Origin of the sequence: Pseudomonas brassicae, from assembly GCF_010671725.1 — a bacterium.
Classification (GTDB): domain Bacteria; phylum Pseudomonadota; class Gammaproteobacteria; order Pseudomonadales; family Pseudomonadaceae; genus Aquipseudomonas; species Aquipseudomonas brassicae.
This window is the reverse complement of the sequence record NZ_JAAHBU010000055.1, coordinates 12,176-25,625: the sequence shown is the minus strand read 5'-3', so window position 1 is coordinate 25,625 and position 13,450 is coordinate 12,176. Positions and strand designations below refer to the sequence as shown.

22 protein-coding genes and 2 pseudogenes are annotated in these 13,450 nt (G+C 55.9%); all 24 read left to right on the top strand.

From position 1 onward, the window contains the following. The first annotated feature begins 154 nt into the window (after positions 1–154). The 24 genes and pseudogenes from rpsL to rpmD all read left to right on the top strand — a co-directional run bounded on the left by rpsL (position 155) and on the right by rpmD (position 13,449). On the top strand, positions 155–526 hold the full coding sequence (gene rpsL / locus G3436_RS05320) for a 30S ribosomal protein S12 (protein ID WP_003186084.1): 372 nt from the start codon (positions 155–157) through the stop codon (positions 524–526). A gap of 120 nt (positions 527–646) precedes the next feature. Next, entirely contained in the window at positions 647–1,117 is a 471-nt protein-coding gene (rpsG, locus tag G3436_RS05315; RefSeq protein WP_008089143.1) for a 30S ribosomal protein S7, read from the top strand. 30 nt (positions 1,118–1,147) lie between these two features. Beyond that, positions 1,148–3,294, top strand: a pseudogene (fusA, locus tag G3436_RS05310) (elongation factor G). Positions 3,295–3,324: 30 nt separating this feature from the next. Then, positions 3,325–4,517 (top strand): annotated as a pseudogene (gene tuf / locus G3436_RS27345) (elongation factor Tu). Positions 4,518–4,661: 144 nt separating this feature from the next. Beyond that, a complete protein-coding gene (rpsJ, locus tag G3436_RS05295) occupies positions 4,662–4,973 on the top strand; it encodes a 30S ribosomal protein S10 (protein ID WP_003186070.1) in 312 nt (103 codons plus the stop codon). An 80-nt stretch (positions 4,974–5,053) separates the two neighbouring features. Continuing rightward, complete coding sequence (gene rplC / locus G3436_RS05290; RefSeq protein ID WP_043861931.1) at positions 5,054–5,689, top strand: 50S ribosomal protein L3; 636 nt, start codon at positions 5,054–5,056, stop codon at positions 5,687–5,689. Between the two features lie 12 nt (positions 5,690–5,701). After that, the gene (gene rplD / locus G3436_RS05285) at positions 5,702–6,304 is read left to right on the top strand and encodes a 50S ribosomal protein L4 (RefSeq protein WP_163942092.1); all 603 of its coding nucleotides are present in this window, start codon (positions 5,702–5,704) and stop codon (positions 6,302–6,304) included. Next, positions 6,301–6,600 (top strand): 50S ribosomal protein L23, encoded by a 300-nt coding sequence (gene rplW / locus G3436_RS05280; RefSeq protein ID WP_009397515.1) that lies wholly within the window; start codon positions 6,301–6,303, stop codon positions 6,598–6,600. The genes rplD and rplW overlap by 4 nt, the downstream gene beginning before the upstream one ends. 14 nt (positions 6,601–6,614) lie before the next feature. Next, on the top strand, positions 6,615–7,439 hold the full coding sequence (gene rplB, locus G3436_RS05275; protein WP_078481646.1) for a 50S ribosomal protein L2: 825 nt from the start codon (positions 6,615–6,617) through the stop codon (positions 7,437–7,439). Between the two features lie 16 nt (positions 7,440–7,455). After that, on the top strand, positions 7,456–7,731 hold the full coding sequence (gene rpsS / locus G3436_RS05270) for a 30S ribosomal protein S19 (RefSeq protein WP_002555486.1): 276 nt from the start codon (positions 7,456–7,458) through the stop codon (positions 7,729–7,731). A gap of 11 nt (positions 7,732–7,742) precedes the next feature. Continuing rightward, positions 7,743–8,075, top strand: coding sequence for a 50S ribosomal protein L22 (gene rplV, locus G3436_RS05265; protein ID WP_003103908.1), 333 nt, complete (start codon positions 7,743–7,745; stop codon positions 8,073–8,075). Positions 8,076–8,088: 13 nt separating this feature from the next. Then, positions 8,089–8,775 carry a 30S ribosomal protein S3 gene (gene rpsC / locus G3436_RS05260; protein WP_010220308.1) on the top strand — a complete coding sequence of 229 codons (687 nt, stop codon included), beginning with the start codon at positions 8,089–8,091 and terminating at the stop codon, positions 8,773–8,775. A gap of 12 nt (positions 8,776–8,787) precedes the next feature. Further along, positions 8,788–9,201 carry a 50S ribosomal protein L16 gene (gene rplP / locus G3436_RS05255; RefSeq protein WP_003255479.1) on the top strand — a complete coding sequence of 138 codons (414 nt, stop codon included), beginning with the start codon at positions 8,788–8,790 and terminating at the stop codon, positions 9,199–9,201. Further along, the gene (gene rpmC, locus G3436_RS05250; RefSeq protein ID WP_042123524.1) at positions 9,201–9,392 is read left to right on the top strand and encodes a 50S ribosomal protein L29; all 192 of its coding nucleotides are present in this window, start codon (positions 9,201–9,203) and stop codon (positions 9,390–9,392) included. The genes rplP and rpmC overlap by 1 nt, the downstream gene beginning before the upstream one ends. A gap of 2 nt (positions 9,393–9,394) precedes the next feature. Continuing rightward, on the top strand, positions 9,395–9,661 hold the full coding sequence (rpsQ, locus tag G3436_RS05245; protein WP_008374160.1) for a 30S ribosomal protein S17: 267 nt from the start codon (positions 9,395–9,397) through the stop codon (positions 9,659–9,661). Between the two features lie 23 nt (positions 9,662–9,684). Continuing rightward, positions 9,685–10,053: a 50S ribosomal protein L14 gene (gene rplN, locus G3436_RS05240; RefSeq protein WP_002555479.1), complete on the top strand. Its 369-nt coding sequence runs from the start codon at positions 9,685–9,687 to the stop codon at positions 10,051–10,053. Between the two features lie 11 nt (positions 10,054–10,064). Continuing rightward, complete coding sequence (gene rplX, locus G3436_RS05235) at positions 10,065–10,379, top strand: 50S ribosomal protein L24 (protein ID WP_008374158.1); 315 nt, start codon at positions 10,065–10,067, stop codon at positions 10,377–10,379. A 20-nt stretch (positions 10,380–10,399) separates the two neighbouring features. Then, on the top strand, positions 10,400–10,939 hold the full coding sequence (rplE, locus tag G3436_RS05230; protein WP_043861930.1) for a 50S ribosomal protein L5: 540 nt from the start codon (positions 10,400–10,402) through the stop codon (positions 10,937–10,939). A 13-nt stretch (positions 10,940–10,952) separates the two neighbouring features. Beyond that, a complete protein-coding gene (rpsN, locus tag G3436_RS05225) occupies positions 10,953–11,258 on the top strand; it encodes a 30S ribosomal protein S14 (RefSeq protein ID WP_163942090.1) in 306 nt (101 codons plus the stop codon). Positions 11,259–11,466: 208 nt separating this feature from the next. Next, entirely contained in the window at positions 11,467–11,859 is a 393-nt protein-coding gene (gene rpsH / locus G3436_RS05220) for a 30S ribosomal protein S8 (RefSeq protein ID WP_010220313.1), read from the top strand. Between the two features lie 12 nt (positions 11,860–11,871). After that, on the top strand, positions 11,872–12,405 hold the full coding sequence (rplF, locus tag G3436_RS05215) for a 50S ribosomal protein L6 (protein ID WP_043861928.1): 534 nt from the start codon (positions 11,872–11,874) through the stop codon (positions 12,403–12,405). A 10-nt stretch (positions 12,406–12,415) separates the two neighbouring features. After that, on the top strand, positions 12,416–12,766 hold the full coding sequence (gene rplR / locus G3436_RS05210; protein ID WP_043861927.1) for a 50S ribosomal protein L18: 351 nt from the start codon (positions 12,416–12,418) through the stop codon (positions 12,764–12,766). 3 nt (positions 12,767–12,769) lie between these two features. Further along, entirely contained in the window at positions 12,770–13,270 is a 501-nt protein-coding gene (gene rpsE / locus G3436_RS05205) for a 30S ribosomal protein S5 (RefSeq protein WP_043861926.1), read from the top strand. A 2-nt stretch (positions 13,271–13,272) separates the two neighbouring features. Further along, entirely contained in the window at positions 13,273–13,449 is a 177-nt protein-coding gene (rpmD, locus tag G3436_RS05200) for a 50S ribosomal protein L30 (RefSeq protein ID WP_003186033.1), read from the top strand. Position 13,450 lies beyond the last annotated feature (1 nt).

Here is a 13,450-nt window from a genome sequence, read left to right as displayed (position 1 = left end):
GCGCAGAGGCGGGTGGGGGAAGTCGGGGCCTTGCCTTGACGAGGGGCAAGATCCTCTTTAGACTCTTGTACCCCTAAATTTGGTGGGACTTCGTCCTGCCATTTTGCTTTTCTTGCAAGACAATAGCGTCGCAAGACAACAGTGGAGCTAGTAGATGGCAACTATCAACCAGCTGGTACGTCAGCCGCGTAAGCGTATCGTCGAGAAATCCGACGTTCCTGCGCTGCAGAACTGCCCGCAACGTCGTGGCGTGTGCACCCGTGTGTACACCACCACGCCGAAAAAACCTAACTCGGCACTGCGTAAAGTATGCCGTGTGCGTCTGACCAACGGTTTCGAGGTTTCCTCGTACATCGGCGGTGAAGGCCACAACCTGCAAGAGCACAGCGTGGTACTGATCCGCGGCGGTCGTGTAAAAGACTTGCCAGGTGTTCGTTACCACACCGTTCGCGGCTCCCTGGATACTTCCGGCGTCAAAGGTCGTAACCAAGGTCGTTCGAAGTACGGTACCAAGCGTCCGAAGTAATCGGCCGTTTGCAGCAAATTGCAGTTATCAATTTTATTGAGTCGATAAGAGTAAGGTCGGGCACGCAGCCTCAGGGTTCCCTGTCCCGAGCTAACCTGAAGACCGTTTGAGGGCTTATCAATGCCAAGACGTCGTGTAGCAGCCAAGCGTGAGATTCTGGACGATCCAAAATACGGATCGCAGATTCTCGCCAAGTTCATGAACCACGTGATGGAAAGCGGCAAGAAGGCCGTTGCCGAGCGTATCGTTTACGGTGCGCTGGACAAGGTCAAAGAACGCAAGAACAGCGACCCCCTGGAAATCTTCGAGAAAGCTCTCGACGCCATCGCTCCGCTGGTCGAAGTGAAGTCGCGCCGTGTTGGCGGTGCTACTTACCAGGTTCCGGTTGAAGTTCGTCCATCCCGTCGTAACGCCCTGGCAATGCGCTGGTTGGTAGACTACGCCCGCAAGCGCGGCGAGAAGTCTATGGCTCTGCGCCTGGCCGGCGAGTTGCTGGATGCTGCTGAAGGCAAAGGTGCTGCAGTCAAGAAGCGTGAAGACGTACACCGTATGGCCGAAGCCAACAAAGCGTTCTCGCACTACCGCTTCTAATTCAGGCATCACTATTTTTGCGAGGGCTCTATGGCTCGTACTACACCAATCAACCGCTACCGTAACATTGGTATTTGCGCGCACGTTGATGCGGGCAAGACCACGACTACCGAGCGGATCCTGTTCTACACAGGCCTGAGCCACAAAATGGGCGAGGTGCATGATGGCGCCGCGACCACCGACTGGATGGTGCAGGAGCAGGAGCGGGGTATTACCATTACCTCCGCTGCTGTCACTACCTTCTGGAAGGGCTCCAAAGGTCAGTATGACAATTATCGCGTCAACGTCATCGATACTCCCGGCCACGTAGACTTCACCATTGAAGTAGAACGTTCGCTGCGCGTACTCGACGCGCCGTCGTTGTGTTCTGCGGCACCTCCGGTGTTGAGCCGCAGTCCGAAACCGTATGGCGTCAAGCCAACAAGTACGGCGTTCCACGTGTTGTTTACGTGAACAAGATGGACCGTGCTGGTGCCAACTTCCTGCGCGTCGTAGGTCAGATCAAGAACCGCCTGGGTCACACCCCGGTTCCGGTTCAGCTGGCCATCGGTTCGGAAGATAACTTCCAGGGTCAGGTCGACCTGATCAAGATGAAGGCTATCTACTGGAACGATGACGACAAAGGCACCACCTATCGCGAGGAAGAAATTCCTGCCGATATGCTGGAGCTGGCTCAAGAGTGGCGCGCCAACATGGTTGAAGCGGCTGCCGAGTCCAGCGAAGAGCTGATGAACAAGTACCTGGAAGGCGAAGAGCTGACCGTCGAAGAGATCAAAGCCGGTCTGCGTGCGCGCACCCTGGCCAGCGAGATCGTTCCGGCTGTCTGCGGTTCTTCCTTCAAGAACAAGGGCGTTCCTCTGGTTCTCGATGCCGTCATCGACTTCCTGCCTGCTCCTACCGAGATTCCTGCGATCAAGGGTATCCACCCTGACCTGATCGAGAAGCCGAAGGAAGAGCTGGTCGACGCCGACTTCGACGAGCGTCATGCCGACGACAACGAGCCGTTCTCGGCTCTGGCGTTCAAGATTGCCACCGACCCGTTCGTTGGTACGCTGACCTTCGTCCGCGTTTACTCGGGTATGCTGCAGTCCGGCGACTCCGTGATCAACTCGGTCAAGGGCAAGAAAGAGCGCGTTGGTCGTATGGTGCAGATGCACGCCAACCAGCGTGAAGAAATCAAGGAAGTGCTGGCCGGCGACATCGCCGCGCTGATCGGCATGAAGGACGTCACCACTGGTGACACCCTGTGCAACGCCGACAAGCCGATCATCCTTGAGCGTATGGACTTCCCTGAGCCTGTGATCTCGGTAGCTGTTGAGCCGAAGACCAAGCAGGACCAGGAGAAGATGGGTATCGCACTGGGCAAGCTGGCTCAGGAAGACCCATCGTTCCGCGTCAAGACTGACGAAGAAACCGGTCAGACCATTATCTCGGGTATGGGCGAGCTTCACCTGGACATCCTCGTTGACCGCATGAAGCGCGAGTTCAACGTCGAAGCCAACATTGGTAAGCCGCAGGTTTCTTACCGCGAGCAGATCACCAAGGACAATGTCGAGATCGAAGGCAAGTTCGTTCGTCAGTCCGGTGGTCGCGGTCAGTTCGGTCACTGCTGGATCCGTTTCTCGCAGCCAGACGTGGACGCAAGCGGTAACATCACCGAAGGCCTGGTTTTCACCAACGAGGTTGTGGGTGGTGTGGTTCCGAAGGAATACATCCCGGCTATCCAGAAGGGTATCGAAGAGCAGATGAAGAACGGCATCGTTGCCGGCTATCCGCTGATCGGCCTGAAGGCAACCGTGTTTGATGGTTCCTACCATGACGTCGACTCCAACGAGATGGCGTTCAAGGTGGCGGCCTCCATGGCGACCAAGCAGCTGGCTGCCAAAGGCGGCGGTAAAGTGCTTGAGCCGATCATGAAGGTGGAAGTTGTGACCCCTGAGGACTACATGGGTGACGTGATGGGTGACCTGAACCGTCGTCGTGGTCTGATCCAGGGTATGGAAGATTCGGTGTCCGGCAAGGTTGTCCGTGCTGAAGTTCCGCTCGGAGAGATGTTCGGTTATGCGACCGACGTACGTTCCATGTCTCAGGGTCGCGCGAGCTACTCTATGGAATTCTCCAAATACGCCGAAGCTCCGTCGAATATCGTCGAAGCACTCGTTAAAAAACAAGGCTAATCCAGTCCTTTAGGCTAGGAGTTTATTGTCGTGGCTAAAGAAAAATTTGATCGTTCCCTTCCGCACGTCAACGTTGGCACCATCGGTCACGTTGACCACGGTAAAACCACGCTGACCGCAGCTCTGACTCGCGTTTGCTCCGAAGTTTTCGGTTCCGCAATCGTCGACTTCGACAAGATCGACAGCGCTCCAGAAGAGAAAGCTCGCGGTATCACCATCAACACCGCGCACGTTGAGTACAACTCGACTATTCGTCACTACGCTCACGTCGACTGCCCAGGTCACGCTGACTACGTGAAGAACATGATCACCGGTGCTGCGCAGATGGACGGCGCTATCCTGGTTTGTTCGGCCGCTGATGGTCCGATGCCACAAACCCGTGAGCACATCCTGCTGTCCCGTCAGGTTGGCGTTCCGTACATCGTGGTCTTCCTGAACAAGGCTGACCTGGTAGACGACGCTGAGCTGCTGGAACTGGTCGAGATGGAAGTTCGCGACCTGCTGTCCACCTACGACTTCCCAGGCGACGACACCCCGATCATCATGGTTCGGCTCGTATGGCGCTGGAAGGCAAAGACGACAACGAAATGGGCACCACTGCCGTTCGTAAACTGGTTGAAACTCTGGACAGCTACATTCCTGAGCCAGTTCGTGCTATCGACCAGCCGTTCCTGATGCCAATCGAAGACGTATTCTCGATCTCGGGTCGTGGTACCGTTGTTACCGGTCGTATCGAGCGTGGCATCGTCCGCGTTCAAGACGCTCTGGAAATCGTTGGTCTGCGTGACACCACCACCACCACCTGCACCGGTGTTGAGATGTTCCGCAAGCTGCTCGACGAAGGTCGTGCTGGCGAGAACTGCGGCGTGCTGCTGCGCGGCACCAAGCGTGACGACGTTGAGCGTGGCCAGGTTCTGGTCAAGCCAGGTTCGGTCAAGCCGCACACCAAGTTCACCGCAGAAGTCTACGTTCTGTCGAAGGAAGAAGGCGGCCGTCATACTCCGTTCTTCAAAGGCTACCGTCCTCAGTTCTACTTCCGTACTACTGACGTGACTGGTAACTGCCAGCTGCCAGAAGGCGTTGAAATGGTAATGCCGGGTGACAACATCCAGATGGAAGTTACCCTGATCAAGACTATCGCGATGGAAGACGGTCTGCGTTTCGCTATCCGTGAAGGCGGTCGTACCGTCGGCGCCGGCGTCGTAGCCAAAATCATCGAGTAATCGTTGATCGCTTAAAAAGGCCCCCGCTTTTGCGGGGGGCTTTTTTATTGGGTTGACACTCAGTGGGGGTGTCTATAGAATCACGCCTCCTTTTAACGGGCGTAGTGCGCCCGGTGGGAATAGCAGCCTGGAGTCTGAAATCCAATGCAAAATCAGCAAATCCGTATCAGGTTGAAGGCTTTTGACCATCGCCTGATCGACCAATCCACCCAGGAAATCGTGGAAACCGCGAAACGTACTGGTGCTCAAGTGCGTGGTCCAATTCCACTGCCTACCCGTAAAGAGCGGTTCACCGTTCTGGTCTCCCCGCACGTCAACAAAGACGCGCGTGACCAGTACGAGATCCGTACTCATAAGCGCGTTCTGGACATCGTCCAGCCAACGGATAAAACCGTTGATGCGCTTATGAAGCTTGATCTTGCGGCCGGTGTGGAAGTGCAGATCAGCCTCGGCTAAGACACGGTCTTAGTCGTGTAACGCTCTGAAATGGGCGGCCATAGCGGGTGAAAGCCCCGTACACTCATGAGGTTTACAACATGACTATTGGTGTAGTCGGTCGTAAATGCGGTATGACCCGTATTTTCACCGAAGAAGGTGTCTCCATTCCGGTCACGGTCATTGAGATCGAGCCGAATCGCGTCACCCAGTTCAAAACCGAAGAAACTGATGGCTATCGTGCAGTGCAAGTCACTGTCGGTGAGCGTCGCGCTTCGCGTGTGACTGCTGCTCAGGCAGGTCACTTCGCTAAAGCGAACGTTGCCGCTGGTCGCGGTGTCTGGGAATTCCGTCTTGAAGAAGGCGAGTACCAGGCTGGCGACTTGATCAATGCAGAAATCTTCGCTGCTGGCCAAATGGTAGACGTTACCGGTCAGTCGAAAGGTAAAGGCTTTGCCGGTACCATCAAGCGTTGGAATTTCCGCGGTCAAGACAATACCCACGGTAACTCCGTTTCCCACCGCGTCCCGGGCTCTATCGGCCAGTGCCAGACTCCTGGTCGTGTATTCAAGGGCAAAAAAATGTCCGGTCACATGGGCGCCGAGCGCGTGACCGTTCAGTCCCTCGAAGTAGTGCGCGTCGACGCTGAACGCAATCTGTTGCTGGTCAAGGGTGCCGTTCCTGGCGCAACTGGCGGCAATCTGGTTGTGCGTCCGGCTGCCAAGGCTCGCGGTTAAGGGGAAGCTGACATGCAACTAAATGTAAATGACGCTCAAGCGATCGAAGTTTCCGAACTGACTTTCGGCGGCGAATTCAACGAGACGCTGGTACACCAAGCAGTCGTGGCCTACATGGCCGGCGGCCGTCAGGGCACCAAGCAGCAGAAAACCCGTTCCGACGTATCCGGTGGCGGTAAGCGCCCATGGCGTCAGAAAGGCACTGGCCGCGCTCGTGCCGGTACTATCCGTAGCCCAATCTGGCGTGGCGGCGGTACCACTTTCGCAGCTCGTCCTCAAGACCACTCGCAAAAGCTCAACAAGAAGATGTACCGCGCAGCAATGCGTTCCATCCTCGCCGAGCTGGTGCGTACCGACCGTCTGGTCGTGGTTCAGGACTTCGCTGTTGAAGCACCGAAAACCAAAGACCTGCTGAACAAGCTGAACGGCATGGGTCTGAGCGATGTACTGATCGTTTCTGACGCTGTTGATCAGAATCTGTACCTGGCTGCTCGCAACCTGCCGCACGTCGACGTACGTGACGTACAAGGTTCCGATCCGGTCAGTCTGATCGCATACGACAAGGTGTTGATCACCGTGTCGGCCGTGAAGAAATTCGAGGAGCTGCTGGGATGAACCAGGAACGCGTATTTAAAGTTCTACTTGGCCCGCACGTTTCCGAGAAGGCCACGGTTCTGGCTGACAAGAAAGGCCAGTTCGTTTTCAAGGTTGCTACTGACGCAACCAAGCTGGAAATCAAGAAGGCCGTCGAAAGCCTGTTCAGCGTGAAAGTGGAAAGCGTGACTACCCTGAACGTTCTGGGTAAGACCAAGCGTACCGCTCGCGGTCTGGGCAAGCGTAATGACTGGAAGAAGGCGATCATCTCCCTTCAACCCGGCCAAGATCTCGATTTCAGCAGCAGTGCTGAGTAAGGAAGGGGTGCATCATGGCAATCGTTAAATGCAAACCGACTTCCCCTGGCCGCCGTTTCGTGGTCAAGGTGGTCAACAAGGAGCTGCATAAAGGCGCTCCTCACGCACCGCTGCTCGAGAAGAAATCGAAGTCTGGTGGTCGTAACAACAATGGCCGCATCACTACGCGTCACGTAGGTGGTGGTCATAAGCAGCATTACCGTATGGTCGACTTCCGTCGCAACGACAAGGACGGCATCGTCGCCACTGTCGAGCGTATCGAATACGACCCGAACCGTACTGCTCACATCGCACTGCTCTGCTACGCAGACGGCGAGCGCCGCTACATCATCGCCCCTAAAGGCGTGAGTGCTGGCGACCAGCTGATCGCAGGTGCTCTGGCTCCAATCAAGCCAGGCAACTCCCTGCAACTGCGCAACATCCCAGTGGGTAGCACCATTCACGGCATCGAACTGAAGCCGGGCAAAGGTGCACAGATCGCTCGTTCCGCTGGTGCTTCGGCTCAGCTGATCGCTCGCGAAGGTGTCTATGTGACCCTGCGTCTGCGCTCTGGTGAAATGCGTAAAGTCCTGGCTGAATGCCGTGCGACCCTGGGTGAAGTCTCGAACTCCGAGCACAGCCTGCGTTCGCTGGGTAAAGCTGGTGCCAAGCGCTGGCGTGGCGTTCGCCCAACCGTTCGTGGTGTTGCCATGAACCCGGTTGACCACCCACATGGTGGTGGTGAAGGTCGTACCTCCGGTGGTCGTCATCCGGTATCGCCATGGGGCTTCCCGACTAAGGGCGCGAAGACTCGTGGTAATAAGCGTACCGACAAAATGATCGTCCGTCGTCGCAAGTAAATAGAGGGATACGACAGTGCCACGTTCTCTGAAAAAAGGTCCTTTTATCGATCTTCACCTACTGAAGAAGATCGAAGTGGCGGCGGAAAAGAACGATCGCAAACCAGTTAAGACCTGGTCGCGTCGTTCGATGATCCTGCCACAAATGGTCGGTCTGACCATCGCGGTACACAACGGTCGCCAACACGTCCCAGTTCTCGTGAACGAAGACATGGTCGGCCATAAACTGGGCGAGTTCGCCGGTACCCGCACCTACCGCGGGCACGTGGCTGACAAGAAAGCCAAGCGTTAAGGGGTAAGGAAATGGAAGTAGCCGCTAAGTTGTCGGGCGCTCGCATATCCGCCCAGAAAGCCCGCTTGGTCGCCGACCAGATCCGCGGGAAGAAGGTGGGCGAAGCGCTCAACCTGTTGGCCTTCAGCAGCAAGAAAGCCGCTGAAATCATGAAGAAAGTCCTCGAGTCGGCCGTTGCCAACGCCGAACACAACGAAGGCGCAGACGTTGATGACCTGAAGGTCAGCACCGTTTTCGTCAACGAAGGGCGTTCGCTGAAGCGAATCATGCCGCGTGCCAAAGGCCGCGCTGATCGCATCGTCAAGCGGTCTTGCCATATCACTGTCAAGGTTGCGGACAAGTAACGGAGTCGATCAGATGGGTCAGAAAGTACATCCCACTGGCATTCGCCTGGGAATCGTCAAGGAGCACACCTCCGTCTGGTACGCAGACGGTCGGACTTATGCGGACTATTTGCTCGCAGATCTGAATGTGCGTGAGTACCTCCAAGACAAACTAAAAAGCGCGTCCGTTAGCCGTATCGATATCCATCGTCCGGCTCAAACTGCACGCATCACCATCCACACCGCTCGTCCAGGTATCGTTATCGGGAAGAAAGGTGAAGATGTTGAGAAACTGCGTCAGGACCTGACCAAGCAAATGGGTGTGCCTGTGCACATCAATATCGAAGAGATCCGCAAGCCGGAACTCGACGGTATGCTGGTAGCTCAGAGCGTAGCTCAGCAGCTGGAGCGTCGTGTGATGTTCCGTCGCGCCATGAAGCGCGCCGTACAGAACGCCATGCGTATTGGTGCCAAGGGCATCAAGATCCAGGTGAGCGGTCGTCTCGGCGGTGCTGAAATCGCACGTACTGAATGGTATCGCGAAGGTCGTGTGCCTCTGCACACCCTGCGTGCCGACATCGACTATGCCACTTACGAAGCTCACACCACTTACGGTGTGATCGGTGTGAAGGTTTGGATTTTCAAAGGCGAAGTTATTGGTGGTCGCCAAGAAGAACTGAAACCACAAGCACCAGCGCCTCGTAAAAAAGCTGCTAAGTAAGGGGTACGCCAAATGTTGCAACCTAAGCGTACAAAATTCCGCAAGCAGATGACTGGCCACAACCGTGGTCTGGCACTGCGCGGTAGCAAAGTCAGCTTCGGCGAATTTGCTCTTAAAGCTGTTGCTCGCGGTCGTCTCACCGCCCGCCAGATCGAATCGGCACGTCGTGCCCTGACCCGTCACGTTAAGCGTGGCGGCAAGATCTGGATCCGTGTATTCCCGGACAAGCCGATCTCCAAGAAGCCTCTCGAAGTGCGGATGGGTAAAGGTAAGGGTTCCGTGGAGTACTGGGTTGCCCAGATCCAGCCAGGCAAAGTCCTGTACGAGATCGAGGGTGTTTCTGAAGAGCTGGCGCGTGAGGCTTTCGCCTTGGCGGCTGCAAAGCTGCCTCTCGCCACCTCCTTTGTTAAGCGGACGGTGATGTGATGAAAGCGAATGAACTTCGTGAACAATCAGCACAGCAGCTGAACGAGCAACTGCTCGGCTTGCTGCGCGACCAGTTCAATCTGCGTATGCAGAAAGCAACTGGCCAGTTGGGGCAGTCGCACCTGCTCTCGCAAGTTAAGCGTGACATCGCTCGCGTGAAAACTGTGCTCAACCAGCAGGCAGGTAAGTAATCATGGCTGAAGCTGAAAAAACCGTCCGTACGCTGACTGGCCGTGTCGTCAGCGACAAGATGGACAAAACCATTACCGTTCTGATCGAGCGTCGCGTAAAGCACCCGATCTACGGTAAATACGTTAAGCGTTCCACTAAGCTGCACGCGCACGACGAAACCAACCAGTGCCATATCGGCGACAAGGTCTCCATCCGCGAGACCCGTCCGCTGGCCAAGACCAAGTCCTGGGCACTGGTTGAAGTTCTCGAACGCGCTGTTGAAGTCTAAGGGCTAGGGGTCGGAGAAATTTTATGATTCAGACTCAATCCATGCTCGATGTGGCCGATAACAGCGGCGCTCGTCGCGTCATGTGCATCAAGGTGCTCGGCGGTTCGCACCGTCGCTACGCCGGTATCGGTGACATCATCAAGGTAACCGTCAAGGAAGCAATTCCTCGCGGTAAAGTGAAGAAAGGCCAAGTGATGACTGCTGTTGTAGTCCGCACTCGCCACGGTGTCCGTCGTGCTGACGGCTCCATCATCCGCTTTGATGGCAATGCTGCTGTTCTGCTGAACAACAAGCAAGAGCCGATCGGCACCCGTATCTTTGGGCCAGTGACCCGTGAACTTCGTACTGAGAAGTTCATGAAGATCGTCTCGCTCGCCCCAGAAGTGCTGTAAGGAGATCCGACATGCAAAAGATTCGTCGTGACGACGAGATCATCGTGATCGCCGGCAAAGACAAAGGTAAGCGCGGTAAGGTGCTCAAGGTTCTCGCTGACGACCGTCTGGTCGTTGGTGGGATCAACCTGGTGAAGCGTCATACCAAGCCTAACCCTATGTCGGGCGTACAAGGCGGTATCGTCGAGAAAGAAGCGCCACTGCACGCTTCCAACGTCGCCATTTTCAACGGCGAAACCAACAAGGCTGACCGCGTTGGTTTCAAAGTAGAAGAAGGCAAAAAAATTCGTGTCTTCAAGTCGACCCAAAAAGCGGTTGATGCTTGAACACTGCTAGGTAGAAGACCATGGCACGACTGAAAGAGATTTACCGGAAGGAAATTGCTCCCAAGCTTAAGGAAGAACTTAAGCTGGCGAACGTGATGGAAGTTCCGCGCGTTACCAAGATCACCCTGAACATGGGTCTGGGCGAAGCTGTCGGCGACAAGAAAGTCATCGAGCACGCTGTAGCTGACCTGGAAAAGATCACCGGTCAAAAAGCCGTTGTGACTTTCGCTCGGAAATCCATTGCGGGCTTCAAAGTCCGTGAGGGCTGGCCGATTGGCGTCAAAGTCACTCTGCGCCGTGATCGTATGTACGAGTTCCTGGACCGCCTGCTGGCGATCTCCCTGCCTCGGGTTCGCGACTTCCGCGGCCTGAATGCCAAGTCCTTCGATGGTCGTGGCAACTACAGCATGGGCGTGAAAGAGCAGATCATCTTCCCGGAAATCGACTACGACAAGATCGATGCTCTGCGCGGTCTGGACATTACCCTGACCACCACTGCTCGTACGGATGACGAAGGCCGCGCTCTGCTGCGTGCTTTCAAATTCCCGTTCCGCAACTGATTGGAGTAGGAAAATGGCCAAGAAGAGCATGAAAAACCGCGAGCTGAAGCGTCAGCTCACGGTTGCTAAATACGCCAAGAAGCGTGCTGAGCTCAAAGCTACCATCGTTAATCTGAATGCAACTCCAGAAGAACGTTGGGCAGCCTCTGTTGCTCTGCAGAAGCAGCCACGTGACGCAAGCGCTTCGCGCATGCGTAACCGCTGCCGCATCACCGGCCGTCCACACGGCGTTTACCGCAAGTTCGGCCTCGGCCGTAACAAGCTGCGTGAAGCAGCAATGCGCGGTGACGTTCCAGGTCTGGTTAAAGCCAGCTGGTAAGACGTGCCGGCAGGGCCCTGGCGGCGGGGGAGCAATCTTCCGACCGCCGGTGATCTTGCAACGAAACAAGCCCCTTATGGGGCTTGTTTCGTTTCTGGGATGTGTCTAGAATGACCGGCTCACCTGAGCCCGGGTTTTTTGCCCGTTGCGTCCAGGTGACTGTAGTAGCCGAAAGGCTAATTTTTCTTGTATCAGGAGCGTCTAGCCCATGAGTATGCAGGACCCGTTAGCGGACATGCTAACTCGAATCCGTAATGCCCAGATGGCTGAAAAGTCCGTCGTAAGCATGCCGTCCTCGACCCTGAAGGTGGCTGTAGCCAAAGTTCTGAAAGACGAAGGCTATATCGCGGGTTATCAGGTCAGCAGTGAAGTCAAACCTTCGCTGTCCATCGAGCTGAAATACTTCGAAGGCCGTCCGGTCATCGAGGAAGTCAAGCGCGTAAGTCGTCCAGGCCTGCGTCAGTACAAGTCCGTCGAAGAACTGCCGAAAGTACGTGGCGGTCTTGGCGTGTCTATCGTCTCCACCAACAAAGGTGTGATGACGGATCGTGCTGCGCGCGCTGCCGGTGTCGGCGGCGAAGTACTCTGCACAGTGTTCTAAGGGGGGATAAGCATGTCTCGCGTCGCTAAGAACCCCGTTAAGCTGCCAGCCGGTGTCGAAGTCAAATTCGTCGGCCAACAGCTTTCGGTGAAGGGTGCCAAGGGCACTCTCGAACTGAACGTTCACTCGTCCGTTGAAGTTGTTGAAGAAGCTGGTGAGCTGCGTTTTGCTGCTCGCAACGGCGACCAACAAACTCGCGCAATGGCCGGCACTACCCGTGCACTCGTGAACAACATGGTCCAAGGCGTAAGCCAAGGCTTCGAGCGCAAGCTCCAGCTGGTCGGTGTTGGTTACAAGGCGCAAGCCAAGGGCACCGTGCTGAACCTGGCGCTCGGCTTCTCGCACCCAGTGGATTATGAACTGCCTGAGGGCATCACCGCTGAGACCCCTAGCCAGACCGATATCCTGATCAAGGGCATCGACAAGCAGCTGGTAGGTCAGGTGGCCGCTGAAATCCGCGACTTCCGTCCACCAGAGCCGTACAAAGGCAAGGGTGTGCGTTACGCGGACGAAGTCGTCCGTCGTAAAGAAGCCAAGAAGAAGTAGGGCATAGCAAATGACCGACAAAAAAGTTACTCGACTGCGTCGCGCTCGCAAAGCACGCCTGAAAATGCACGAACTCGAAGTCGTGCGTCTCTGCGTGTTCCGCTCCTCGCAGCACATCTATGCCCAGGTCATTTCGGCCGACGGCAGCAAAGTCCTGGCCAGCGCCTCGACTTTGGACAAAGACCTGCGTGATGGCGCCACTGGCAACATCGACGCGGCCACTAAGGTTGGCAAGCTGGTAGCTGAGCGCGCGAAAGCCGCCGGTGTATCTCAAGTTGCCTTTGACCGTTCTGGCTTCAAGTATCACGGCCGCGTTAAAGCGCTGGCTGATGGTGCTCGTGAAGGCGGACTGGAGTTCTAAGTTATGTCAAATAACGATCAAAAGCGCGACGAAGGCTACATCGAGAAGCTGGTTCAAGTTAACCGCGTAGCAAAAACCGTTAAAGGCGGCCGTATCTTCACCTTCACCGCGTTGACCGTGGTAGGTGATGGCAAGGGCCGCGTCGGCTTCGGCCGTGGCAAATCGCGCGAAGTACCTGCTGCGATCCAGAAAGCCATGGAAGCTGCTCGTCGCAACATGATTCAGGTAGACCTGAACGGCACCACGCTGCAGTACGCCACCAAGTCCGCCCATGGCGCGTCGAAGGTGTACATGCAGCCTGCTTCCGACGGTACCGGTATCATTGCCGGTGGCGCGATGCGTGCTGTCCTGGAAGTTGCTGGCGTTCAGAACGTCCTGGCCAAGTGCTACGGCTCGACCAACCCAGTGAACGTGGTGCATGCCACTTTCAAGGGTCTGAAAGCTATGCAATCTCCTGAATCCATTGCTGCCAAGCGCGGCAAGAGCGTCGAGGAGATCCGCTGATCATGGCTACCGTCAAAGTAACGCTGATCAAAAGCATGACCGGCCGCATCCCTAACCACAAACTGTGCGTTAAGGGTCTGGGTCTGCGTCGCATCGGTCACACTGTAGAAGTCCTGGATACTCCCGAGAATCGCGGGATGATCAACAAGGCTTACTACATGCTGCGCGTCGAGGGTTAAT

Excerpts from the sequence above, each read along its gene's own strand:
- rpsL (WP_003186084.1), top strand. The coding sequence starts at position 155 with ATGGCAACTATCAACCAGCTGGTACGTCAGCCGCGTAAGCGTATCGTC.
- rpsG (WP_008089143.1), top strand. The coding sequence starts at position 647 with ATGCCAAGACGTCGTGTAGCAGCCAAGCGTGAGATTCTGGACGATCCA.
- rpsJ (WP_003186070.1), top strand. The coding sequence starts at position 4,662 with ATGCAAAATCAGCAAATCCGTATCAGGTTGAAGGCTTTTGACCATCGC.
- rplC (WP_043861931.1), top strand. The coding sequence starts at position 5,054 with ATGACTATTGGTGTAGTCGGTCGTAAATGCGGTATGACCCGTATTTTC.
- rplD (WP_163942092.1), top strand. The coding sequence starts at position 5,702 with ATGCAACTAAATGTAAATGACGCTCAAGCGATCGAAGTTTCCGAACTG.
- rplW (WP_009397515.1), top strand. The coding sequence starts at position 6,301 with ATGAACCAGGAACGCGTATTTAAAGTTCTACTTGGCCCGCACGTTTCC.
- rplB (WP_078481646.1), top strand. The coding sequence starts at position 6,615 with ATGGCAATCGTTAAATGCAAACCGACTTCCCCTGGCCGCCGTTTCGTG.
- rplV (WP_003103908.1), top strand. The coding sequence starts at position 7,743 with ATGGAAGTAGCCGCTAAGTTGTCGGGCGCTCGCATATCCGCCCAGAAA.
- rpsC (WP_010220308.1), top strand. The coding sequence starts at position 8,089 with ATGGGTCAGAAAGTACATCCCACTGGCATTCGCCTGGGAATCGTCAAG.
- rplP (WP_003255479.1), top strand. The coding sequence starts at position 8,788 with ATGTTGCAACCTAAGCGTACAAAATTCCGCAAGCAGATGACTGGCCAC.
- rpmC (WP_042123524.1), top strand. The coding sequence starts at position 9,201 with ATGAAAGCGAATGAACTTCGTGAACAATCAGCACAGCAGCTGAACGAG.
- rpsQ (WP_008374160.1), top strand. The coding sequence starts at position 9,395 with ATGGCTGAAGCTGAAAAAACCGTCCGTACGCTGACTGGCCGTGTCGTC.
- rplN (WP_002555479.1), top strand. The coding sequence starts at position 9,685 with ATGATTCAGACTCAATCCATGCTCGATGTGGCCGATAACAGCGGCGCT.
- rplX (WP_008374158.1), top strand. The coding sequence starts at position 10,065 with ATGCAAAAGATTCGTCGTGACGACGAGATCATCGTGATCGCCGGCAAA.
- rplE (WP_043861930.1), top strand. The coding sequence starts at position 10,400 with ATGGCACGACTGAAAGAGATTTACCGGAAGGAAATTGCTCCCAAGCTT.
- rpsN (WP_163942090.1), top strand. The coding sequence starts at position 10,953 with ATGGCCAAGAAGAGCATGAAAAACCGCGAGCTGAAGCGTCAGCTCACG.
- rpsH (WP_010220313.1), top strand. The coding sequence starts at position 11,467 with ATGAGTATGCAGGACCCGTTAGCGGACATGCTAACTCGAATCCGTAAT.
- rplF (WP_043861928.1), top strand. The coding sequence starts at position 11,872 with ATGTCTCGCGTCGCTAAGAACCCCGTTAAGCTGCCAGCCGGTGTCGAA.
- rplR (WP_043861927.1), top strand. The coding sequence starts at position 12,416 with ATGACCGACAAAAAAGTTACTCGACTGCGTCGCGCTCGCAAAGCACGC.
- rpsE (WP_043861926.1), top strand. The coding sequence starts at position 12,770 with ATGTCAAATAACGATCAAAAGCGCGACGAAGGCTACATCGAGAAGCTG.
- rpmD (WP_003186033.1), top strand. The coding sequence starts at position 13,273 with ATGGCTACCGTCAAAGTAACGCTGATCAAAAGCATGACCGGCCGCATC.